The sequence below is a fragment of the Candidatus Methylopumilus turicensis genome, assembly GCF_000953015.1.
GTDB lineage: Bacteria > Pseudomonadota > Gammaproteobacteria > Burkholderiales > Methylophilaceae > Methylopumilus_A > Methylopumilus_A turicensis.
Genome location: NZ_LN794158.1, coordinates 437,395 through 461,040 on the forward strand (window position 1 = coordinate 437,395; position 23,646 = coordinate 461,040).

Genomic DNA, 23,646 nt, shown 5'->3' on the forward strand with positions numbered 1-23,646 from the left:
AGGTAGGATTTGCTTGCAGTTCGCAGTACTCCCTCCAATTAACTTCTCAAAACTAGCCATGCACCAAATGCTCACTCTGAAGGCTGCATTTTATCTTGCCTGTGTTGAGAGAATCTCACGGCGCTATCTTTTAATATTGAAGAGTCAGTGCCGCTTGTCCGATTTCCAAGTGCCGCCGTAGCGATAACAAGGGTGCTCTTGGACTTTGATTCTGCATTCATTGCAGATTAAGGCCCATGAAGCTGTTTGGTCGTAAATAATACGATAAAGCGTTGCGCTGACTACTTTGCAGTGTTCGCAAGCTTTGATGCGGGTTCGGACGGGTTTAGGCACTTAGGTTCTTGTTGTTAGGTTCTTGTTGGGCGGACTCGGTTGCAGTCCGCCGTACTTCCTTCGTTAATTCTCAATAAACCGCTCTTCCTGATCTTGCCGAAAGGCAGGCTTAGCCTAAACGGATGGTGTACTTCGACAAGCTCAGCACGAACGGAAGTTGTGCTAAATCTGTAACTTACCCATGCACCACATGCCCATTGAGCAGGGTGTATTTCACTTTTCCTGCGAGTTCCAGCCCCAAGAACGGTGTGTTTTTACCTTGGCTGAGCAGCGCTTTCGGTTCTATCTTCCAATATTGTTTTGGGTCAAACACACAAATATCTGCGCTGGCATTCAAACTTAAATCACCAGCTTGAACGCCTAAGATATTGGCTGGGGCTTGGGTGATGTGTTTTATCGCATCGCTTAACTTGAGCTTGTTATCTTCTGCCCATTTGAGGGTGAGGGGCAATAGTAACTCCAGGCCTGTGGCACCGGCTTCTGCTTCGGCAAAAGGATAGAGCTTTGCATCATCATCCACTGGGGTGTGGTCAGAGCAAATGGCATCAATGGTGCCATCCGCGAGGCCGTTGGTGAGGGCTGTTTTGTCACGTTGACTGCGCACAGGTGGTTTGAGGTGGGTGTTGGCATCAAAGTAGCCAATGTCAAAGTCGGTGAGGTGCAGGTGGTTGGCGCTGACATCACAGGTGACTTGTTGGCCTGCTTTTTTCGCGGCGCGCACCATCTCCACACCTTCTGAAGTCGAGAGCCGGCATAGATGCACTTTGGCGCCTGTTTCTTTGGCGATACGCAAGATGCTTGCAATGGCTAAGGTTTCAGCTGCGGCTGGGATACCTTTTAAGCCAAGTCGTGCGGCTACTTCGCCATCATGTGCCACACCATCTTTAGCGAGGTAAGGCTCCTCTGGGCGAAGCCAGACAGTGAAGCCAAATGTCGCAGCGTATTGCATCGCACGCCACAATACTTGGGTATCTTTAATGGCAACATCTGCTTGCGAGAATCCCACACAACCTGCTTCACTCAGCTCGCACATTTCGGTAATTTCTTTGCCAGCAAGTTGGTGGGTGAGAGCGCCTAGCGGATAAACATGGGCTTGGTTGAGTTGTTTAGCACGATGCTTGAGCATTTCTACCAAGCCTGGCTCATCAAGCACTGGGTCGGTATCTGGAGGGCAAGCAAGGCTAGTCACGCCGCCCGCTGCTGCAGCATTCATTTCGCTTTCTAGGGTGGCTTTGTGCTCATAGCCTGGTTCACGCAAGCGTGCAGATAAATCCACTAAGCCAGGGATGATGACTAAGTTAGTTGCGTCGATGGTTTGGTTGGCAACAAAACCATCAGGCGCTTTACCTATGCCAGCGATTTTTCCTGCGGCGATGTAGAGGTCGTGTTTGGCATCTATGCCATTTTTAGGGTCGATTAAGTGGCCGTTTTTAATGTGTATTTTCATGATTAATTCCCCGCCAAAATGCTCATCACAGCCATGCGCACCGCAATTCCGTAAGTCACCTGCGGCAAGATGACGGACTGTGTGCCATCTGCGACCGCACTATCAATTTCTACGCCTCGGTTCATTGGACCCGGGTGCATCACAATCGCATCGGGTTTTGCGAGTGCCAGTTTCTCTGAAGTAAGGCCGTAAGTCTTAAAATATTCTTGCGCGCTAGGCAACATCGCGCCAGCCATGCGTTCGTTTTGTAGGCGGAGCATCATGACCACATCCACATCTTTTAAGCCTTCATTCATGTCGTGATAAACGTGCACACCTAGTTTTTCAACGTCTTGTGGTAAAAGGGTCTTGGGCGCAATCACGCGGACTTCTGGCACGCCTAGCGTGGTGAGTGCATGGATTTCAGATCTTGCCACCCGCGAGTGCAACACGTCACCGACGATGGCGACACGTAAATTATGCATCTCAGGTTTGTATTTTCGGATGGTGAACACGTCTAACAAACCTTGTGTTGGGTGAGCATGACGGCCATCACCCGCGTTGATGACGCTGATGTGAGGTGCAACGTGCTTGGCGATCATATGTGCCGCGCCAGATTGTGCGTGGCGGACCACAAACATATCAGCATGCATGGCCGTGAGGTTGTCGATGGTGTCTAAGATAGTTTCGCCTTTGGATTGTGACGAGGTGCTCACATTCAGCGTAATCACGTCGGCAGAAAGGCGTTTGGCGGCAATCTCAAAAGTAGTGCGTGTTCGGGTGCTGTTTTCAAAGAATAAATTACAGACTGTTTTGCCTCGAAGAATCGGCACTTTTTTAACTTCACGCTCGGCCACGCCGACAAAAGATTCTGCCGTGTCTAAAATTTGGTTCAGGATTCTTTTGGGGAGGCCTTCAATCGAAAGCAGGTGTTTAAGTTCGCCGTCTTGCGTCAATTGTGGATTTTGCATTACGTGTTCTCTTCCAGCGTAAAGTAAAAAGTACCATTCTCATGGCGGAGTAGTTGTAAGTTTTGTGATTCGGCTAATTCAGTGTCGAACGCGCTGATTTGAGGTGCGATCGGCAATTCACGTCCGCCCCGATTCACCAAGACTGCCAATGTAATGCTGGCAGGGCGACCGTAATCAAACAACTCATTCATTGCGGCACGAATAGTGCGGCCCGTGTAAAAAACATCATCAATGAGAATAATGTGTTTGTCTTGCACATCAAAGGGGATTTGCGATGGTTTGGTTTCACTGTGCAAACCACGTTCATTAAAGTCGTCCCGATAAAACGACACGTCTAGGATCCCATGCGCTAAGTCTTTGCCTAACATAGGCAGCAAGCGCTCCGCCAGCCAAGCGCCGCCACTATGAATGCCAACAATCGCCGTGTTTGGTTGAATGAGGGGCTTGATGCGCTCGGCGAGGGTTTCAAAAAGCGTTTCTGCGTTAGGAAGATTCATGATGCTGCCGCTTGCTCATTTCATGGGTAATCGTGTCAAAGTAAGATTGTAATATGACTTGCGCCGCCATTTGGTCCAACATCGGTTTTTGTTTACGCCCTTTGATGCCGCTTTCACTGAGAGATTGGCTCGCCTCTGCTGAACTGAAGCGTTCATCTATCATAATAATAGGCAGATTGAATCGCCCATCCATGCGCCGTGCAAACTTTTTACTGAGTAACGTTACTTCATTTTCTTGGCCATCTAGACTCAGGGGTAAGCCAACGATTAAAGTCGTCGGTTTCCATTCTTTTATTAAGTTGGCAATCAAATTAAAGCGATCGTCGTTGGATTCTGCATTGAGTGTCGTGAGCGGATGTGCAATCCCCAGCATGTGTTCACCAGAGGCCACGCCAATGCGCTTGAGGCCAAAATCAAAGCCTAATACGGTGCCAGCAAAGGTAGGTTGTATGGTTTTGTCATTATTGATGGCCTGCAATGATTTAAGCATGACCAGCCACCTCGGAAAGATTTGCAAAGTTTAAGCCTAATAAGCCCATTGCGGCATTGAGTTTGTCAGCATTGGGCGTATCAAAAATCACGGTGTCTTTGGCCTCGACAGTCAGCCAAGCATTTTTGCTAATTTCATCTTCTAGCTGACCGGGCGACCAGCCTGCAAAGCCAAGGGTCACCAGTATTTTTTCTGGGCCATTGCCATTAGCAACTGCTTCTAGAATGTCTTTTGAGCTGGTGAGGGCGGTGTTGCCAAGCACGGCAATAGTGCAATCCCAATCTCCTGGCGGCTGATGCAGTACAAAGCCGCGTTCGATTTGCACAGGGCCGCCAAATTGGGCTGTTTGCTGGGCGATTGGTAATTCGGAAATATTGAGATTAATTTGTTTGAACAGGGCATCTAATTTCATCTCGATCGGGTGGTTAATCACCACGCCCATCGCGCCTGTTTCATTGTGTTCGCAAATGTAGGTCACTGACTTTGCAAAATGTGGGTCTGTCATTGCGGGCATTGCAATGAGAAAGTGTCCAGTAAGATTGACGTTTTCCACGCTGCGAATTATATCTTTTCTATCGAACTAAGTCGACTCTAAGTATCCTGTGACTTCAAGCCCAAAACCCGCCATGCTTGGCATCTTGCGCGGCGTTGCCATGAGTTTCATTTTACGCACCCCCAAATCTAGCAATATTTGTGAGCCTATGCCGTAATTGCGTAAATCTTGCTTGAGTCGAATAGGCGCATCTGCGTTCATAATCCGATTTAACAACTCCTCGCCATTTTCATTGCGATTGAGCATGACGATCACGCCACACTCGGATGCGCTAATGACTTTCATCGCATCTAACATATTCCAGGAGTGGCTGAGGCTGCTACTGTCGAGCAAGTCAAATACCGACAGTGGCTCGTGCACTCTCACTAGGACCTCGTTTTCTGAATTAGGTATGCCTTTGACCAAAGCTAAATGCGTCTCTTGTGCCATTCTGTCGGTATAAGCCATCAAGCGCATTGCACCGTAAGGCGTTTCTATATTGCGTTCAGCTTTGCGTTCAACTAAACATTCGTTTTCACTACGGTAGTGAATAAGGTCTGCAATCGTGCCGATTTTGAGTTGATGTTGTTCGGCAAATTCAATTAAATCCGGTAGCCGCGCCATGCTGCCATCGTCTTTTAAGATCTCACAAATCACAGAAGCTGGCTCTAAGCCAGCAAGTGAGGCTAAATCACAACCGGCTTCTGTGTGGCCAGCACGCACCAATACGCCACCATTTTCAGCGGCAAGCGGAAATACATGACCAGGGCTGACAATATCTTTCGCAGTCGCTTGTTTGGCAACGGCTGCTTGAATTGTGCGTGCGCGATCTGACGCTGAAATGCCAGTGGTCACGCCTTCTGCAGCTTCAATCGACACCGTAAAGTTGGTGTGCATGCTTGAACCGTTTTTATCCACCATCGAGGTCAGGTTGAGTTGACGGCAACGCGCCTCAGTCAGCGTTAAGCAAATTAGTCCGCGGCCATGTTTTGCCATGAAATTAATGTGCTCTGGTGAAGCGAATTGCGCCGCCAGTACTAAGTCACCTTCGTTTTCACGGTCTTCTTCATCCACCAAAATCACCATGCGACCATTGCGAATTTCGCTGATGATTTCTTCTGTGGTGCTCATTTTAAATGCGTTCATGCAGGTTCGCTTTCATTGCCCCATTGGGTCATGCGTTCAACATAACGCGCAATCAGGTCAACTTCTAAATTAATTCGACTGCCAATACCCAAGTGTTTCAGGGAAGTCTTTTCGAGGGTATGAGGAATCAGGTTCATGCTGAAGGTGTCTTTGTCGACAGCGTTTACCGTTAGGCTAACGCCATCAATCGCTACGGAACCTTTAATGGCGATGTAACGTGAAAGTGCATGTGGTGCACGAATCAGCAAAATCCAGCAATCGCCAATAGGCTCAAATTTAACGACTTGGCCTACGCCATCCACATGACCGCTGACCATGTGCCCACCTAAGCGATCTGAAAGACGTAGTGCTTTTTCTAAGTTGACTTCACGTGGCGAATCTAAGCCTACTGTGCAGTTGAGCGTTTCTTTTGAAACGTGTGCTTCAAAGTGTTTGTCACTCAAAGCCACCGCGGTGAGGCATACGCCATTCACTGCGATGCTGTCGCCAATCTGCACGTCAGACATATCAAGCGTTCCAATGTTGATGTGTAGTTTGACGTCATCGCCAGCAGGGGTGATGGTTTCGATTTTGCCTGTAGCTTGAATTATTCCTGTAAACATAATGTAATTTTAACAGAATGAAGCCTCAACCCTGCTAAAATTCTTGAATTCACATTATTACTTTAGTGCAATTTTCCATGAGCCATCCGCAATATCAATCTCAGCAAATGCAACTCCATATCGGCTTATTCTGGTTAGTATTAGTGCTGGTTTCTTTGTTTAGTCGTTCATTCATGCCGATTGATGAGACGCGCTACGTCACTGTCGCGTGGAATATGTTTTTAAATCACGATTTTTTAGTGCCGTATTTAAATGGTGAAACCTACAGCCATAAACCGCCGCTTTTATTTTGGCTGATGAATTTGGGGTGGGCAGTGTTTGGTGTCAATGACTGGTGGCCTCGACTAGTCCCTTCTATTTTTGCATTAGGCGCAGTCCTCATAATGCAGAAAATTGCGGCACGTTTATGGCCTGAGCGTCCGCAAATTGGCTATGTGGCATCGCTCATTTTGCTGGGTAGTGGAATGTGGGCAGTGTTCACCACCGCCACCATGTTTGATATGTTGGTGGCGTTTTTTACCCTATGGGGCGCGTTAGGTTTATTGCTTGCCTGGCAGGGCGAGCCTAAAAAAGGTTGGACTTATGTGGCGCTTGCCATCGCTGGTGGTTTGCTCGCAAAAGGCCCAACGATATTGCTACAGATTTTACCTTTAGCGGCGCTTGCGTCTTGGTGGACGGGCAATGCTGCTAATAAGCTAAATTTACGTCATTGGTATTTCAGTATTTTAATTGCCGTTGTGGTTGGGGTGTTGGTATTGCTGGCTTGGGCAATTCCAGCAGGCATTTACGGGGGGGCTAAATATCAACATGAGATTTTCTGGGGACAAACGGCTGACCGCATGGTGAAATCTTTCGCACATCGCCTTCCTCTTTATTGGTATTTGCCTATGCTGCCAGTCATGCTATTCCCTTGGTTATTCGCTTTGCCAATTTGGCGAGCTTTGGCTAAGGCGGGCAGTGCGATTAATGAACAAGGCGTGCGATTTTGCTTGGCTTGGTTTATCCCTGTATTTATCGCTTTTAGTTTGATTAGTGGGAAACAACCTCATTATGTGTTGCCGATTATTCCAGCCTTTGCTTTGTTAGTTGCCCGAGGCTGGGATGAGCTTAATCATATTTCTTGGTTGGACAAATTATTAGTTGCAATTGTGGGTGTTGGTGTCGGCGTTTTGTTACTTGCGCTGCCTAATCTGAAACATCAATTCCCTTCAGTGATCTGGTTGGCTGATATCCCTGTTTGGGTTGGTGCTGTGGTGGTATTAGGCAGTATGCTTTTAATGTTGAGTGCTGGCACTAACAAATTGCGTTATTTGCAGCATGTGGCTTTGTTGGGTTTATTACTTATTTCAATGTTATGGTTTGGCGTTATCCGCACTGCGGGTGAAGCTTATGATGTTCGGCCCATTAGTTATCACTTAAAGAGACTGCAGGACCAAAATATTCCTATTGCGCATATTGGTCGATATTATGGACAGTTTAATTTCTTAGGTAGGCTGATAAAGTCACCCGATGTATTAAGTGAGAGCCAGTTAAATGGTTGGTTCAAAGAAAATCCTCAAGGACAAGTGATCATTTATATTGACCAGCCATCCAAGCTTAAAGCTGTTAAGCCAGAATATAAGCAGCTATACCGTGGCTCAAAGCTTTTATGTATTCTGACGCAAGCGCAATGGCAGGCATTGTCTGAACAATCTCAAATATTTTCATCGAATGAAGCTGGTCGCAGTGAATAAATCAAAAGAGAAAACGTTGATGTCCATTTTTAGTCGTTTCCAGAATATCAAGCAATCATTGCCATTCGAACTTTTTGTCGGCATGCGCTATACCCGTGCCAAAAGACGCAACCACTTTATTTCTTTTATTTCACTCACCAGCATGGTCGGCATTGGGCTTGGTGTGGCAGCGCTGATTGTTGTGCTTTCAGTGATGAATGGCTTTCAGGAAGAGTTGCGATCACGTATTTTGGGCGTGGCTTCGCATTTGCAAGTCACGGGTGCGAATAACGTGCTTGCGGATTGGCAATCGGTTGCATCTAAAGTACAAACGGCCAAGCATGTCACAGGGACAGCGCCTTATATTATGGCGCAAGGCATGCTTTCTAACGGTCAAGCGGTCCAAGGCGCAATTGTACGTGGGGTGTTGCCAAGCCAAGAAGGCAAGGTTTCTGACTTAGCTGAGCATATGCGTGCTGGGCAATTAGCCGATTTAAAAGCAGGCGAATTTGGCATTGTATTGGGCGCTGAGTTAGCGCAGTCATTGGGTGTTATTTTAGGTGACAAAGTCGTGCTGATGGCACCGCAAGGGCAATTTACGCCGACGGGTGTTGTGCCCCGTATTAAGCAGTTCACTGTGGTTGGCCTATTTCAAATTGGCATGTATGAGTACGATGCTGGCTTGGCGCTGATCAATATAGAAGATGCCGCTAAGCTTTATCGAATGGGCGATAATGTTTCTGGTGTGCGCTTGAAATTAGATGATTTGTTTTTGGCGCCAAAAATCTCGCGTGATTTGGCAGTGGTGTTGAGTGATGAAACGCAGGCTTTGTTTTTAACGGATTGGACACAAGAGCATGCCAACTTTTTCCGTGCGATTCAAATGGAAAAGCGGGTGATGTTTATTATCCTCGCGCTCATTGTCGCTGTGGCCGCCTTTAATATTGTCTCGACTTTAGTCATGGCAGTCACGGATAAACGCGCTGATATTGCCATTATGCGGACCTTCGGGGCAAGTCCGCCTAGTATTATGGCGATTTTCATTGTGCAGGGCGCGCTCATCGGGGTGATTGGTACCGTGGTTGGGGCGTTTTTTGGGGTGTTGATTGCGCTGAATATCAGCACCATCGTGCCATTTATTGAGCACTTATTTAATGTGCAGTTTTTGGCAAAAGATGTTTACTACATCAGCGAGTTACCATCTCACTTGCTCTGGGGTGACGTGTTGACTATCGTGATCTTATCGTTCTTGTTAAGTTTGATTGCGACGCTTTACCCAAGTTGGAAGGCTTCCAAAATGAATCCTGCTGAGGCTTTGCGTTATGACTAATCCTATTCTTCAATCAACAGGTTTGCAAAAGACTTATGCTGGTTTGGATGTTGCTGTCCTGAATGGCATTGATTTGCAAGTCAGTGCTGGTGAACAGGTGGCAATTGTTGGTACTTCTGGTTCAGGGAAAAGTACCTTACTCCATCTGCTTGGTGGCTTGGATGCTCCAACTGCTGGTGAAGTCAGTGTCTTAGGTCAGCCGCTTGCGAAAATGAATGAAACCAAGCGTGGCGAACTGCGTAACCAGTATTTGGGTTTTGTGTATCAATTTCATCACTTGTTGCCCGAATTTACTGCGCTAGAGAATGTGGCTATGCCTTTATTAATCCGCCGCACACCGCGTGAAGAAGCGATGGTGAGGGCTGCTGAAGTGTTGAAAAGAGTGGGCTTAGCTCACCGCATGGAACATATGCCGGGCGAGCTTTCTGGCGGTGAGCGTCAGCGCGCTGCGGTAGCCCGTGCGCTAGTCACCAACCCTCAATGCGTGTTGGCGGACGAGCCAACGGGCAATTTAGATAGACACACTGCGCATGCGGTATTCGATTTATTGCTTGAAATGAACCAAACGCAAGGCGTGGCTTTGGTAGTGGTCACGCATGATTTGGAGTTGTCAGCCAAGTTAAAACGCCAATATAAATTGGTGGATGGTAAGTTGTTGGCGATTTGATGTTTTAGTCTCACATGGCGATTCAGGCAATCATCTTTGTGTTAGGTGTTTGGCTGTTTCAGCAAATGTCTTTTATACCCAGCATTTTTTGGTTGCTGGCGTTTATTCCGCTTATTTTTTGCGCTTATCGATTTGTTGTTATTCGACGGGTTGCTTTCCATGTTTTAGCACTTGCTTTGGGGTTTGTTTGGGCTGGGCTATTTGCCTCATGGCGCCTGGCGGATGCCTTGCCATATGAATGGGAATCTAAGGAGGTTGAGCTAGTGGGGGTGGTCGCGACACTGCCTCAAGTGATCGAAAACGGTACGCGCTTCAATGTTAATGTCGAGCGCGTTTTAACCCCTGGTGCTCATGTGCCTGAGCATATTGCCCTAGCGCAATATGCGGATGGATTTTCTGAAATCAAAAAGCCGACTGATTTATTGGCGTTTCATGCCGGTGAGCGATGGCATTTGCGTGTGAAGCTCAAGCGTCCGCATGCCACGATGAATCCACATGGCTTTGATTTTGAAGCGTGGGCGCTGGAGCGGAATATTCGGGCTGTTGGTGTTGTGCGAAAAGCATCTACTAATCAACGTTTAAGTGACTTCGTTTGGCGACCAACTTACATGATCGAAGCGCTGAGGGAGCGCGTGCAATCTCGCATCTCGCAAGTGCTCAAAGGCAGACCCTATGCTGGCGTTTTGCAGGCCTTAGTGATGGGCGATGAAAGTGAAATTACGCAGGAAGACTGGCAGGTTTTTTTACGTACAGGCATCAATCATTTAATGAGTATTTCAGGGCTGCATATCACTATGCTGTCGGGTATCGCATTTGCCTTCGTGATGGCCTTGTGGCGACGGTCGAGCAAATTCACACTTAAATTGCCTGCGCGAAAAGCGGCAGTGGTTGCAGGCGTCCTGGTTGCATTGAGTTACGCGTTGGTGGCCGGATTTTCTGTGCCCACGCAACGCACTGTCTATATGTTGATGGTATTTGCTTTCGCGCTTTGGTCAAACAAACCAGTGGATATCGTCAAAGTGTTAGCTTACGCCTTATTTGTGGTGGCATTGCTTGATCCCTGGGCGGTCTTGGCGCCGGGCTTCTATCTGTCGTTTGGCGCAGTAGCGATTATTGCCTATGCCTTGGGCGGTCGACTGGGCCAATCTCATTGGTTCACTGCTGCAGTTCGGACGCAATGGGTTGTCACCTTAGGCTTGGTGCCGCTTTTGCTATTAATGTTTCAGCAAATTTCATTGATTTCACCAGTGGCTAATGCGCTTGCGATTCCTATTGTGAGCTTGCTCGTTGTGCCTTTATCTTTGCTTGGGGCCATATTACCGATTGATGGTGCCCTATGGCTAGCGCATTGGTTGATGCAAGCCTTAATGCTGGCTCTCAAATGGATGGCAGCTTTGCCTTTAAGCACTTGGCAACAACAAGCGCCGCCAGTTTGGACCTTTTTATTGGCGATGTTTGGCTTAGTTTGGATGCTTCTGCCGAGAGGTTTTCCGCTCCGACTATTGGGTGTGATATTTTTCTTACCCTTATTTCTTGTGATGCCCAAGGCGCCTGAAGAGGGTGCGATGCTGGTGACAGTCTTGGATGTTGGCCAAGGCTTGGCCGTGTTTGTGCGCACGCATCAACACACCTTGCTCTACGACACTGGCCCTCAATACACTTCGCTCACAGATGCGGGTGGACGAATTTTGGTGCCATACTTGCGTGCTGAGGGGGTCAAGCGTTTGGATGGTCTCGTGGTAAGTCATAACGACAATGATCACAGTGGCGGTATGCGTTCTGTCTTGTCGCAAGTTCCTGTCAATTGGATGGCCTCTTCTTTGCCGCAGTTACCTGCTGAACTCAGGAACATCAAACACCTCACTTGTTTTGCCGGGCAGCAATGGACCTGGGATGGGGTGCGGTTTGAAATGCTCAGCCCAGACTTGACGAGCTATCCTGACAAGGCCATCAAAGATAATAATCGAAGCTGTGTGCTTAAGATAACTAGCGTCTCTGGCAGTGCTTTGTTGGCAGGGGATATTGAACGTCCTGTAGAAATGCGATTGGCAGAAAATGCAGGGAGTTCGCTAAAAGCGGATGTCCTGATTGTGCCTCATCATGGCAGTAGAACCTCATCAAGTGAAACTTGGATTGAGGCAGTGAATCCAAAAACGGTTATTTTTACCGTGGGCTATCGCAATCGATTTGGGCATCCCAAGCCAGATATTGTGGCACGCTATTTGCGACGCAACATCAAGACCTATCGTTCGGATGAAAACGGCGCAGTTTTGTTTAATTTTAATGCTAAATCTGGTTGGTCTGAGCAGGCTTGGCGAAACACACATTGCCACTATTGGCACGATAAATAACTGCTTGATTTAAGTGATGTCCACTTGCTGAAAAAGCACTGACGCGCTAAAGTAACGGCACTTTATATGACTTAGTGTTTTAATGCCGCTAAGTAAGAGTTTTTAAGAACATTTTAGGAGTGCTGCGTGTTAGAAATCATCAAAGCTGCTGGTTGGCCAATTTACCCTCTTATTCTTGCTTCTATTGTTGCGATTGCCATTATTGTCGAGCGTGCCTGGACCTTGCGTAGTGAGTTGATTGCACCATCCAATTTATTACCAGAAGTAAAAAAATGGTTAGCGCAGGGCGGTGTGACCAAAGAAACGTGTGACAAACTTGAAGCGCATTCTTTACTCGGTGAGATCTTTGCTGCTGCATTGAATAATGTCACTTCATCCAGAGAAATTATTAAAGAGTCTATTGAGGAATCTGGCCGTGCTGTTGCACACAAACTAGAAAGAAACTTGTCAACGCTTGGTACGATTGCAACAGTCAGCCCATTGCTTGGTTTGTTGGGTACCGTGATTGGTATGGTGGAATTATTTGGTGCTTTCAATGCAGCAGGTTCAGGCCATGATGTAGCACAGTTTGCTAAAGGGATTTCTGTGGCGCTCTACAACACAGCGGGCGGTATTGTGGTGGCAGTGCCAGCGATGATTTCCTATCGTTATTACCGCGCTAAAATTGATGGCTTGATTGTTGAAATGGAACAACAGGCCAATAAACTAGTAGAAATTATTCACGGCGAGCGTCAGTAATCATGAATTTTCAGCGTGGCAAAAAGCACGAGGATTTAGAAATGAATCTTGTGCCACTAATCGATGTGTTATTAGTCATTATTATTTTCTTGGTCGTCAGCTCAACCTTTGCGCGCATGAGTGAGTTGCAAATTAATTTGCCAACGGCAGATGCTAATTCACCTGAACAGAAGCCTTTGGTGATTGATGTCGGTGTTGACGCAAAAGGTCATTATGTTATCAGCAAAACTGCGCTAACTGATGGCTCTGTAAGTGCAATTGGTGCTGCGCTTCAAAGTGCTGCAGGCAATGGTAAAGAGCCGACAATTATTATCAATGCGGATGCTAATGCCACACATCAATCTGTCATTAATGTGATGGAAGCCGCGCGTCAGGTAGGCTACACACACATCACCTTTGCAACACAAACGGGTGGTAATCGTTAATCACTATTGATGGATTCCTATCCGTTATTGTATTCATTCAACGCGCCTTGGGTTTGCTGCTTAGGTAAGCTTCTCCGAGCGGTTGAGCAAAGTAGTCAACTTCATGACCAAATCTAGTCGTTCAAAATCTCCCGCTCTCAATTACTCCGCAAAGACACTGTATTTGCGAATGTTGCAGTACGCCCTTCGCTATTGGCCTGTATTTGCTTTCAGTATATTGGCGCTCGTGGTTTTTTCGGCGACCAATACAGGTTTTCTTGCCACCATAAAATTGGTGACGGATGCAGGCTTTGTTAAGCACGATACCACGATGCTCAATCTACTTCCTTTTATGTTGTTTGGTTTGCTGGCTTTGCGTGCATTTGCCGGATTTGCGTCAACATTTGCGATGAAGTGGGTGGCGCGTCGCGTGGTAGAAGATTTGCGTGTTGAGGCCTTCGCCAAATTAATGACCTTGCCAGTCAGTTTCTTTGATTCCATCTCAGCAGGGATTGTGACCTCAAAGCTCACTTATGACACTGAACAAATGTCTGGCGCCGCCACGAATGCGGCGATGAGTTCAGTGCGGGATAGTTTGACGATTGTTGGTATGGTTGCTTACATGCTTTACTTAGATTGGCGGCTTACTTTGATTTTTGTGGTAACGGCGCCTTTGATGGTGCTTTATCTTAACAAAATGACGCCCAAGCTTCGGGAAGCAGGTAGGGCGAATCAAGGCACGATGGGTGAAATGACTCAGGTGGCCGAAGAAGCTAGCGCTGGTCAGCGCATGATTAAAATTTTTGCTGGCGCACCTTATGAGCAAAAGCGTTTTAGTGAGGTGGTGGCTAAAAATAGACATATGCAGATTCGTCTGACGCGCATTTCTGGCATCAACAGTATGGTGGTTGAAATGCTGGCTGCTTTATCCTTAGGTGCGGTTGTTTATTACTCCGTCGGTAAATTTACGGCAGGTGAATTTGCGGCATTTATTGGCGCATTACTCATGCTGATTCCACCCATTAAAAGTCTCACCAAAATGAATGAAACCGTGCAAGTCGGCGTGGCGGCAGCACAAAGTGTTTTTGGTTTGATCGATACGCAGCCTGAGTCTGATGAAGGCTGCCATGAGATTGGCCGTGCCAAAGGTGAAATTGAATTTAAAAACGTCGGTTTACGTTATGAGGGCGCAAAAAGTAATGCGCTGAGTCAGCTCAGCTTTACGATTAAGCCAGGCGAAAAATTAGCCCTGGTTGGGCGCTCCGGTGGTGGCAAAACGACAATGGTCAACTTACTTCCACGTTTTTATGAGCATCAAGAAGGCTTGGTCCTCTTAGATGGCCTGGATATTCGGGCACTAAAACTCAGTAATTTGCGAGAGCAGTTTGCCTTAGTAAGTCAGGACGTTGTGTTGTTTAACGATACTGTCTTTAATAACATTGCTTACGGTGCTTTGCGTGGCGTGAGTGAGGAAAAAGTCATTGCGGCTGCAAAAGCCGCGCACGCTTGGGAGTTCATTCAGCATTTGCCTGGTGGCTTGCAAAGCCAGATTGGGGATAGGGGTGTGCGACTCTCTGGCGGACAGCGTCAGCGCTTAGCGATTGCACGTGCAATTTTGAAAGATGCACCTATTTTGTTGCTGGATGAAGCCACTTCTGCCCTAGATACTGAGTCAGAGCAGCATGTTCAGGCGGCATTAGACACCTTAATGCAAAACCGCACGAGTATTGTGATTGCTCATCGCTTATCAACCATTGAAAATGCGGATCGTATTTTTGTGATGGAGCATGGTGCGATTGTTGAAAGTGGCACGCACGAAACCCTATTAGAGGCTGGCGGGCATTACGCTAAGCTTTATCAAAAGCAATTTCATTAAGATGCAACGCTGGCTGGAGCAATATTGGTATTCAGACAACGCCAGTTTTTGGCGCTTGTTTGCTGTGTTCCCCAGTTTTCTGCTTGCTACATTGGTGAGATTTCGTCGATTTTTATATCAAACGGGCCTTGTTTCCTCCTGGCGCAGTCCTGTCCCAGTGATTGTAGTTGGCAATGTCACAGTGGGTGGCACAGGTAAGACCCCACTAGTGATTTGGCTGGCGGAGCAATTACAAGCAAAAGGATACTCCCCGGGCATTATTAGTCGTGGCTACGGTGGCGCTGCAACTCAAATCACTGAGGTTACCAAAGATACTAGTGCTGCTTTAGTTGGGGATGAGCCTTTGCTCATGGCGATGCGCACCTCTTGTCCGGTATGGATTGGGAAAAAGCGACCGGCGGTTATTCGCTCGCTTCTAAAAGCGCATCCTCAATGCGACGTCATTATTTCTGATGACGGCTTACAACATTATGCCTTGAAGCGAGACTTTGAGATTGTGATGGTGGATGGGGTTCGCCGGTATGGCAATGGTGCGATGTTACCGTTTGGTCCAATGCGAGAGCCTGCTTCACGCGTGATTGAAGCAGACGCCTTGGTTGTGAATGGCGGTGATTCTGATATGAGTGAAGGTGAGTATTTAATGCGCCTAAATGGCGAGATCTTTCACACACTAAATGACATGACCCACACTGCAATCGCTAAGGATTTTGAAGCTAAGCAGATACATGCAGTTGCTGGTATTGGCAATCCAGCGAGATTCTTTAATCAGCTTCGTCAACTCGGGCTGACGTTCGTTGAGCATGCCTTTCCTGATCATCATCCATTTAGTCTGGCCGATTTGCAAATCAATGGGGCTGAAGTCATACTGATGACAGAAAAAGATGCGGTGAAATGTTCAAAGTTTGCACTTAAAAACATTTGGGTTTTGCCGGTGCAAGCTCATATTGAGTTGGGTTTAGAAAATAAAGTCGTTGAAAGGATAAACAGTTTTTATGGACGCTAAGCTGCTTGAAATTCTGGTGTGCCCGGTTTGTAAAGGACCTCTACATTATCGAAAAGCTGAGCAAGAGTTGGTTTGTAGTCCCTGCCGCTTAGGTTTTCAGATAAGAGATGATATTCCAGTCATGCTGGAAGATGAGGCGAGAAAATTGCCTGACGCAGAAGAAGTCTGAACGTATGATCAGTCAGTGCAAACCATGAAATTTAAAGTTGTCATTCCAGCCCGTTATGCAAGTAGCCGTTTGCCAGCCAAGCCATTGTTAGATATTGGCGGAAAACCCATGGTAGTGCGTGTTGCCGAACAAGCGCTCGCGAGTGGTGCAGAAGAAGTTATTGTCGCAACCGACCATGCGGATATCCTGGCCGTTGTTGAGCGCTCCGGATTTAAAGCCTTAATGACACGTGAAGATCATGTATCTGGAACAGATCGACTTGCTGAAGTAGCTGCATACTTTCAATGGGCGGATGACGTCTTAGTGGTCAATGTGCAAGGTGACGAGCCGTTAATTGATCCCGAGTTGATTAAGCAAGTGGCCAGTGATTTAAATGCACAATCTCAAGCCTCTATTGCCACTGTGAGTCATGCGATTCATGATAAAGAAACAATGCTTAATCCAAATGTGGTTAAGGTTGTGATGGATGCCGATGGGTATGCCATGTACTTTAGTCGGGCGCCCATTCCTTATCCGCGTGATGCATTTGCGGAGGGGCATGGTTTGCCTCATGGCTTACCTGTATATCGTCATGTAGGCATTTATGCCTACCGAGCAGGATTCCTTCATGCTTATACTCAGCTGAGCCCAGCGCCAGTTGAGAGGTTTGAAGCATTAGAACAGTTGCGGGCAATGTGGCATGGTTACAAAATTAGTGTCTCAATTGTTAGCAAAGCTCCAGCCAATGGGGTCGACACGCTTGATGACTTAGAGATGGTGCGTCAGATTATTTTAAGTCAGTCCAATTAGTTACATCAGAGTCGATGGTTTCTTTGAATATAATCCGGTTTTTGCCTTGACACTCAAGGTCAAGGCTTGCTATAGTCTCACCTCTCGACGGCACCAATGTCGAATCAGGCGCGGGGTGGAGCAGTCTGGCAGCTCGTCGGGCTCATAACCCGAAGGTCGTAGGTTCAAATCCTGCCCCCGCAACCAAAAAAATACTGAATTTAGTGGTTGACGAGAATTTTTGGCTCTGTATAATGCGCCCCTCTCGTTGCTAACGCGGAACAAGATTCTGGGTTGGCGAAGTAGAAAGAATTTAGTAATACCCGCTCTTTAAAAATTTGAACAATCGATAGGTGTGAGTGTTTGTAGCTGGCAAGTTCACTGGTTCTTCGGAACGTGAACGCTCAAGATACAAATGCTTATACCTTGAATGAAACTTTGTAATAAACATTGTTTAGCAATAGACAATGTCGACAACCTAGATTCATTTGAGTAAATAAAGCAAAAGCGACATACCGATCCCTTTATTGGGGTCACAAGTAATAGTTAGGAATTAAACTGAAGAGTTTGATCCTGGCTCAGATTGAACGCTGGCGGAATGCTTTACACATGCAAGTCGAACGGCAGCACGAGAGCTTGCTCTTGGTGGCGAGTGGCGAACGGGTGAGTAATATATCGGAACGTATCCAATAATGGGGGATAACTAATCGAAAGGTTGGCTAATACCGCATACGCCCTACGGGGGAAAGCAGGGGATCTTCGGACCTTGCGTTAATGGAGCGGCTGATATCTGATTAGCTAGTAGGTGAGGTAAAGGCTCACCTAGGCTTCGATCAGTAGCTGGTCTGAGAGGACGACCAGCCACACTGGAACTGAGACACGGTCCAGACTCCTACGGGAGGCAGCAGTGGGGAATTTTGGACAATGGGCGCAAGCCTGATCCAGCCATTCCGCGTGAGTGAAGAAGGCCTTCGGGTTGTAAAGCTCTTTCGCAAGGGAAGAAACGTTACGAGCGAATAACTCGTGATAATGACGGTACCTTGATAAGAAGCACCGGCTAACTACGTGCCAGCAGCCGCGGTAATACGTAGGGTGCGAGCGTTAATCGGAATTACTGGGCGTAAAGCGTGCGCAGGCGGTTTTGTAAGTCAGATGTGAAATCCCCGAGCTCAACTTGGGAACTGCGTTTGAAACTACAAGGCTAGAGTATGGTAGAGGGGGGTAGAATTCCACGTGTAGCAGTGAAATGCGTAGAGATGTGGAGGAATACCAATGGCGAAGGCAGCCCCCTGGACTAATACTGACGCTCATGCACGAAAGCGTGGGGAGCAAACAGGATTAGATACCCTGGTAGTCCACGCCCTAAACGATGTCTACTAGTTGTTGGGAGAGTAAAATCTCTTAGTAACGCAGCTAACGCGTGAAGTAGACCGCCTGGGGAGTACGGTCGCAAGATTAAAACTCAAAGGAATTGACGGGGGCCCGCACAAGCGGTGGATTATGTGGATTAATTCGATGCAACGCGAAAAACCTTACCTGGCCTTGACATGTACCGAATTTAGCAGAGATGCTTTAGTGCTCGAAAGAGAACGGTAACACAGGTGCTGCATGGCTGTCGTCAGCTCGTGTCGTGAGATGTTGGGTTAAGTCCCGCAACGAGCGCAACCCTTGCCATTAATTGCCATCATTTAGTTGGGCACTTTAATGGGACTGCCGGTGACAAACCGGAGGAAGGTGGGGATGACGTCAAGTCCTCATGGCCCTTATGGCCAGGGCTTCACACGTAATACAATGGTCGGTACAGAGGGTTGCCAACCCGCGAGGGGGAGCCAATCCCAGAAAGCCGATCGTAGTCCGGATTGTAGTCTGCAACTCGACTGCATGAAGTCGGAATCGCTAGTAATCGCGGATCAGCATGTCGCGGTGAATACGTTCCCGGGCCTTGTACACACCGCCCGTCACACCATGGGAGTGGGTTTCACCAGAAGTAGTTAGTCTAACCGCAAGGAGGACGATTACCACGGTGGGATTCATGACTGGGGTGAAGTCGTAACAAGGTAGCCGTATCGGAAGGTGCGGCTGGATCACCTCCTTTCTAGAGAAGCCTATGGCTGCAAGCATTCACACTTATCGGTTGTTTAAAAAAGAGCGTCACTAAATGATTGGTCCTTAAGATATCTTGAAACAGATAAAGCCTTAGAGGGTCTGTAGCTCAGCTGGTTAGAGCACCGTCTTGATAAGGCGGGGGTCGTTGGTTCGAGTCCAACCAGACCCACCAGATTTTATATGTGTATTGAAAATCTGGGGGATTAGCTCAGCTGGGAGAGCACCTGCTTTGCAAGCAGGGGGTCGTCGGTTCGATCCCGTCATCCTCCACCATTTATTTAGTGTAAGAAATTAGTCGTTAGTGCTGATTGAGCGAATTGCTTGATGAGTATTAAGGACTAGCGTCTTGACGTTTAGTATTGATCTTTAACAAAATGGAAGAAGTAAAGAGAACACACGCATTTGTGATGAGTGTGATGTGTTCAAATGGGTAGTAATTGATTGCAAAATCGAAATGTTTTAATACGTAAGTTCTGACTAGTTCTCTAACTAGTTAAGTAATAAACGGTTAACTCAAGTTGCCATATATCTAGCTTGGTATGTGGTGATGTAGTGCTTTAGAAAACCTATAACTGGCAAATTTACTCCTTGCCGCATGATTTGAGTTTAAAAAGGGCTCAGGTTTTAACGTTATAGGGTCAAGCGAATAAGTGCATATGGTGGATGCCTTGGCGATTACAGGCGATGAAAGACGTGATAGCCTGCGAAAAGCTACGGGGAGCTGGCAAATAAGCTTTGATCCGTAGATATCTGAATGGGGAAACCCACCCGCAAGGGTAACCCTCTCTGAATATATAGGGGAGTGGTGGCGAACCGAGTGAACTGAAACATCTAAGTAGCTCGAGGAAAAGAAATCAACCGAGATTCCGGAAGTAGTGGCGAGCGAACCCGGAAAAGCCTGTTATTTTTAGCACATGCGATAGTAGAACGGAATGGAAAGTCCGGCCATAGAGGGTGATAGCCCCTTATACGAAATCCCGTGTGTGGAACTAGGGTAACGACAAGTAGGGCGGGGCACGAGAAACCTTGTCTGAACATGGGGGGACCATCCTCCAAGGCTAAATACTCGTAATCGACCGATAGTGAACCAGTACCGTGAGGGAAAGGCGAAAAGAACCCCGGGAGGGGAGTGAAATAGATCCTGAAACCGTATGCATACAAACAGTGGGAGCGGACTTGTTCCGTGACTGCGTACCTTTTGTATAATGGGTCAGCGACTTACATTCAGTAGCAAGCTTAACCGATAGGGGAGGCGTAGCGAAAGCGAGTCCGAATAGGGCGTCTAGTTGCTGGGTGTAGACCCGAAACCAAGTGATCTATCCATGGCCAGGATGAAGGTGCCGTAACAGGTACTGGAGGTCCGAACCCACAAATGTTGAAAAATTTGGGGATGAGCTGTGGATAGGGGTGAAAGGCTAAACAAACTTGGAAATAGCTGGTTCTCTCCGAAAACTATTTAGGTAGTGCCTCGTATATAACTCTTGGGGGTAGAGCACTGTTATGACTAGGGGGTTCACAAGAACTTACCAACTCATTGCAAACTCCGAATACCGAGAAGTTCAATTACGGGAGACAGTCCATGGGTGCTAACGTCCGTGGACAAGAGGGAAACAACCCAGACCGCCAGCTAAGGTCCCAAATGACGTGCTAAGTGGAAAACGAAGTGGGAAGGCACAGACAGCCAGGAGGTTGGCTTAGAAGCAGCCATCCTTTAAAGAAAGCGTAATAGCTCACTGGTCGAGTCGTCCCGCGCGGAAGATGTAACGGGGCTAAGCACGTAACCGAAGCTGCGGATGCATATTTATATGCATGGTAGGAGAGCGTTCTGTAGGCCTGCGAAGGTGTTCTGTGAGGAATGCTGGAGGTATCAGAAGTGCGAATGCTGACATGAGTAGCGATAAAGGGTGTGAAAAGCACCCTCGCCGAAAGCCCAAGGTTTCCTGCGCAACGTTCATCGGCGCAGGGTGAGTCGGCCCCTAAGGTGAGGCAGAGATGCGTAGCTGATGGGAAACAGGTTAATATTCCTGTACTTTAATATGATGCGATGTGGGGACGGAGAAGGTTAGGTCATCCAACTGTTGGAATAGTTGGTTCAAGCGAGTAGGGAGATCTCTTAGGCAAATCCGGGAGGTCAATTCTGAGACGTGATAACGAGGCACTTAGGTGCTGAAGTGATTGATACCATGCTTCCAAGAAAAGCCACTAAGCTTCAGTCATATTAAAACCGTACCGCAAACCGACACAGGTGGGCAGGATGAGAATTCTAAGGCGCTTGAGAGAACCCGGGAGAAGGAACTCGGCAAATTTGCACCGTAACTTCGGGAGAAGGTGCGCCCCGGTAGGTTGTAGAGATTTACTCTCGAAGGCCGATGGGGTTGCAGTGAAAAGGTGGCTGCGACTGTTTAATAAAAACACAGCACTCTGCAAACACGAAAGTGGACGTATAGGGTGTGACGCCTGCCCGGTGCCGGAAGGTTAATTGATGGGGTGCAAGCTCTTGATCGAAGCCCCGGTAAACGGCGGCCGTAACTATAACGGTCCTAAGGTAGCGAAATTCCTTGTCGGGTAAGTTCCGACCCGCACGAATGGCGTAACGATGGCCACACTGTCTCCTCTCGGGACTCAGCGAAGTTGAAATGTTTGTGAAGATGCAATCTACCCGCGGCTAGACGGAAAGACCCCATGAACCTTTACTGTAGCTTTACATTGGACTTTGACAAGATTTGTGTAGGATAGGTGGGAGACGTTGAAGCGGAGTCGCTAGATTTCGTGGAGTCAACCTTGAAATACCACCCTGATGTTGTTGAGGTTCTAACCTAGGTCCGTAATCCGGATCGGGGACCGTGTATGGTGGGCAGTTTGACTGGGGCGGTCTCCTCCCAAAGAGTAACGGAGGAGTGCGAAGGTAACCTAGGTACGGTCGGAAATCGTACTGATAGTGCAATGGCATAAGGTTGCTTGACTGCGAGACGGACAGGTCGAGCAGGTGCGAAAGCAGGTCATAGTGATCCGGTGGTTCTGTATGGAAGGGCCATCGCTCAACGGATAAAAGGTACTCTGGGGATAACAGGCTGATTCCTCCCAAGAGTTCATATCGACGGGGGAGTTTGGCACCTCGATGTCGGCTCATCACATCCTGGGGCTGTAGCCGGTCCCAAGGGTATGGCTGTTCGCCATTTAAAGTGGTACGTGAGCTGGGTTTAAAACGTCGTGAGACAGTTTGGTCCCTATCTGCCGTGGGCGTTGGAAGTTTGAGGGGGGCTGCTCCTAGTACGAGAGGACCGGAGTGGACGGATCTCTGGTGGACCGGTTGTCATGCCAATGGCATAGCCGGGTAGCTAAATCCGGAAGAGATAAACGCTGAAAGCATCTAAGCGTGAAACTTGCCTCAAGATGAGACTTCCCTGTGCTTTAAGCACACTAAAGAGTCGTTCGAGACCAGGACGTTGATAGGTCGGATGTGGAAGCGCAGTAATGCGTTAAGCTGACCGATACTAATTGCTCGTGAGGCTTGATCCTATAACCTTAAATCTTGATCTCTTGATGAGATTCAAATTAAGGTTGTTCTAAAGCAATGTAATCAATTGCAACAACCCAATAATCTTTACTTCTTCCAATTTGTTTAAGACAAGTTTGTGAAAAACAAACATGTTTTACTCGCTGAGCAAGCAATTGCTCACGACAGCTTAACGATTACTTGGCTCCCAAGAAATCACGGTTATGTCTGGCGGCCATAGCGAATTGGAACCACCCCTTCCCATCTCGAACAGGGCCGTGAAACGATTCTGCGCCAATGATAGTATGCTTCGTGCATGCGAAAGTAGGTCACCGCCAGACTCTTTATACAAAACCCTAGTCAGCAATGACTGGGGTTTTTTCATTTATAGTCTTGATTCTTCATCAAATTGTCATAATTGCTTGTCACTATAGCGGCATGAATAAGCCTTGGAGCCATCATGCCTTATAAATTAGCCTTGTATAGAAATCGTTTTCTTGCTTGGGATAGTGCGCTTTGTATTAGTGTTAATAAATCGAGCCACTATCGAGCAGTAAGAGTTTTCTTTAGATTAATCAGCCGACTAGGCGATGGTGTTTTTTGGTACGCAGTAATGCTTGGCATTATGTTGACCCAAGGCGAGAGTTCGTTTGTTCCAGTATTACATATGGCAACTGCAGGATTAACAGGCACGATTGTTTATAAATGGATCAAAGGTAAAACATTACGTCCACGTCCATACGAAATACATCAAGACATTTGGCTTACTGGTCGACCACTTGATCGTTTTAGCTTTCCATCTGGACATACATTACACGCGGTTGCATTCTGCGCAGTTGGTTTGTATTACTATCCGCAGTTAGCTGCATTGCTTCTTCCTTTTACCGCCTTTGTTGCCTTATCACGTGTTGTGCTTGGCTTGCATTATCCTAGTGATGTAATTGCAGGCGCATTCATTGGTGGGTTGATTGCAAGCATCTTTATTATTTTTTAATTGATATAGTCACTTTTGATTGCTCATTATTACTC

General features: G+C 47.4%; 18 protein-coding genes, 3 tRNA genes and 3 rRNA genes. 17 read left to right on the forward strand and 7 right to left on the reverse strand.

Annotation, left to right across the window (positions count from 1 at the left end; genetic code table 11):
* Window positions 1-508 precede the first annotated feature (508 nt).
* The 7 genes from BN1209_RS02355 to BN1209_RS02385 are packed head-to-tail and all read right to left on the reverse strand — an operon-like array spanning window position 509 to window position 5,997.
* Window positions 509-1,780: a dihydroorotase gene (locus tag BN1209_RS02355; protein ID WP_045750781.1), complete on the reverse strand. Its 1,272-nt coding sequence runs from the start codon at window positions 1,778-1,780 to the stop codon at window positions 509-511.
* A 2-nt stretch (window positions 1,781-1,782) separates the two neighbouring features.
* Window positions 1,783-2,730 carry an aspartate carbamoyltransferase catalytic subunit gene (locus BN1209_RS02360; RefSeq protein WP_045750782.1) on the reverse strand — a complete coding sequence of 316 codons (948 nt, stop codon included), beginning with the start codon at window positions 2,728-2,730 and terminating at the stop codon, window positions 1,783-1,785.
* The gene (gene pyrR / locus BN1209_RS02365) at window positions 2,730-3,227 is read right to left on the reverse strand and encodes a bifunctional pyr operon transcriptional regulator/uracil phosphoribosyltransferase PyrR (protein ID WP_045750783.1); all 498 of its coding nucleotides are present in this window, start codon (window positions 3,225-3,227) and stop codon (window positions 2,730-2,732) included. Before pyrR ends, BN1209_RS02360 begins: the two co-directional genes overlap by 1 nt.
* A complete protein-coding gene (ruvX, locus tag BN1209_RS02370; RefSeq protein ID WP_045750784.1) occupies window positions 3,214-3,717 on the reverse strand; it encodes a Holliday junction resolvase RuvX in 504 nt (167 codons plus the stop codon). The genes pyrR and ruvX overlap by 14 nt, the downstream gene beginning before the upstream one ends.
* Window positions 3,710-4,270, reverse strand: coding sequence for a YqgE/AlgH family protein (locus BN1209_RS02375; RefSeq protein ID WP_045750785.1), 561 nt, complete (start codon window positions 4,268-4,270; stop codon window positions 3,710-3,712). The genes ruvX and BN1209_RS02375 overlap by 8 nt, the downstream gene beginning before the upstream one ends.
* 27 nt (window positions 4,271-4,297) lie before the next feature.
* A complete protein-coding gene (gene ribBA, locus BN1209_RS02380) occupies window positions 4,298-5,395 on the reverse strand; it encodes a bifunctional 3,4-dihydroxy-2-butanone-4-phosphate synthase/GTP cyclohydrolase II (protein ID WP_045750786.1) in 1,098 nt (365 codons plus the stop codon).
* Complete coding sequence (locus tag BN1209_RS02385; protein WP_045750787.1) at window positions 5,392-5,997, reverse strand: riboflavin synthase; 606 nt, start codon at window positions 5,995-5,997, stop codon at window positions 5,392-5,394. Before BN1209_RS02385 ends, ribBA begins: the two co-directional genes overlap by 4 nt.
* Window positions 5,998-6,074: 77 nt before the next feature.
* On the opposite strand from BN1209_RS02385, the gene BN1209_RS02390 reads away from it, so the two are divergent.
* The 17 genes from BN1209_RS02390 to BN1209_RS02470 all read left to right on the forward strand — a co-directional run bounded on the left by BN1209_RS02390 (window position 6,075) and on the right by BN1209_RS02470 (window position 23,611).
* Window positions 6,075-7,730, forward strand: coding sequence for an ArnT family glycosyltransferase (locus BN1209_RS02390; protein WP_082048370.1), 1,656 nt, complete (start codon window positions 6,075-6,077; stop codon window positions 7,728-7,730).
* Window positions 7,731-7,749: 19 nt separating this feature from the next.
* Window positions 7,750-9,039: a lipoprotein-releasing ABC transporter permease subunit gene (locus BN1209_RS02395; protein WP_045751914.1), complete on the forward strand. Its 1,290-nt coding sequence runs from the start codon at window positions 7,750-7,752 to the stop codon at window positions 9,037-9,039.
* On the forward strand, window positions 9,032-9,706 hold the full coding sequence (gene lolD / locus BN1209_RS02400) for a lipoprotein-releasing ABC transporter ATP-binding protein LolD (RefSeq protein WP_045750788.1): 675 nt from the start codon (window positions 9,032-9,034) through the stop codon (window positions 9,704-9,706). The genes BN1209_RS02395 and lolD overlap by 8 nt, the downstream gene beginning before the upstream one ends.
* A gap of 14 nt (window positions 9,707-9,720) precedes the next feature.
* The gene (locus tag BN1209_RS02405) at window positions 9,721-12,057 is read left to right on the forward strand and encodes a DNA internalization-related competence protein ComEC/Rec2 (RefSeq protein WP_045750789.1); all 2,337 of its coding nucleotides are present in this window, start codon (window positions 9,721-9,723) and stop codon (window positions 12,055-12,057) included.
* 126 nt (window positions 12,058-12,183) lie between these two features.
* Window positions 12,184-12,795: a MotA/TolQ/ExbB proton channel family protein gene (locus BN1209_RS02410; protein ID WP_045750790.1), complete on the forward strand. Its 612-nt coding sequence runs from the start codon at window positions 12,184-12,186 to the stop codon at window positions 12,793-12,795.
* A 2-nt stretch (window positions 12,796-12,797) separates the two neighbouring features.
* A complete protein-coding gene (locus BN1209_RS02415) occupies window positions 12,798-13,220 on the forward strand; it encodes an ExbD/TolR family protein (RefSeq protein WP_045750791.1) in 423 nt (140 codons plus the stop codon).
* Between the two features lie 103 nt (window positions 13,221-13,323).
* The gene (gene msbA / locus BN1209_RS02420; protein ID WP_045750792.1) at window positions 13,324-15,075 is read left to right on the forward strand and encodes a lipid A export permease/ATP-binding protein MsbA; all 1,752 of its coding nucleotides are present in this window, start codon (window positions 13,324-13,326) and stop codon (window positions 15,073-15,075) included.
* A 1-nt stretch (window position 15,076) separates the two neighbouring features.
* Window positions 15,077-16,078: a tetraacyldisaccharide 4'-kinase gene (gene lpxK / locus BN1209_RS02425; protein ID WP_045750793.1), complete on the forward strand. Its 1,002-nt coding sequence runs from the start codon at window positions 15,077-15,079 to the stop codon at window positions 16,076-16,078.
* Window positions 16,068-16,247, forward strand: a complete 180-nt coding sequence (locus tag BN1209_RS02430; RefSeq protein ID WP_045750794.1) for a Trm112 family protein — start codon at window positions 16,068-16,070, stop codon at window positions 16,245-16,247. The genes lpxK and BN1209_RS02430 overlap by 11 nt, the downstream gene beginning before the upstream one ends.
* A 24-nt stretch (window positions 16,248-16,271) precedes the next feature.
* Complete coding sequence (kdsB, locus tag BN1209_RS02435) at window positions 16,272-17,036, forward strand: 3-deoxy-manno-octulosonate cytidylyltransferase (protein ID WP_045750795.1); 765 nt, start codon at window positions 16,272-16,274, stop codon at window positions 17,034-17,036.
* A 109-nt stretch (window positions 17,037-17,145) separates the two neighbouring features.
* Window positions 17,146-17,222 (forward strand) — tRNA-Met (locus tag BN1209_RS02440).
* A 348-nt stretch (window positions 17,223-17,570) separates the two neighbouring features.
* Window positions 17,571-19,110: ribosomal RNA gene (locus tag BN1209_RS02445) — 16S ribosomal RNA — on the forward strand.
* A 106-nt stretch (window positions 19,111-19,216) separates the two neighbouring features.
* Window positions 19,217-19,293 (forward strand) — tRNA-Ile (locus BN1209_RS02450).
* A 25-nt stretch (window positions 19,294-19,318) separates the two neighbouring features.
* A tRNA-Ala gene (locus BN1209_RS02455) sits at window positions 19,319-19,394 on the forward strand.
* A gap of 363 nt (window positions 19,395-19,757) precedes the next feature.
* Window positions 19,758-22,640: ribosomal RNA gene (locus tag BN1209_RS02460) — 23S ribosomal RNA — on the forward strand.
* A gap of 204 nt (window positions 22,641-22,844) precedes the next feature.
* A 5S ribosomal RNA gene (rrf, locus tag BN1209_RS02465) occupies window positions 22,845-22,958 on the forward strand.
* Together the 16S, 23S and 5S rRNA genes with 3 tRNA genes alongside form the textbook arrangement of a ribosomal RNA operon.
* 119 nt (window positions 22,959-23,077) lie before the next feature.
* A complete protein-coding gene (locus BN1209_RS02470; RefSeq protein WP_045750796.1) occupies window positions 23,078-23,611 on the forward strand; it encodes a phosphatase PAP2 family protein in 534 nt (177 codons plus the stop codon).
* The last annotated feature ends 35 nt before the right edge of the window (window positions 23,612-23,646 follow it).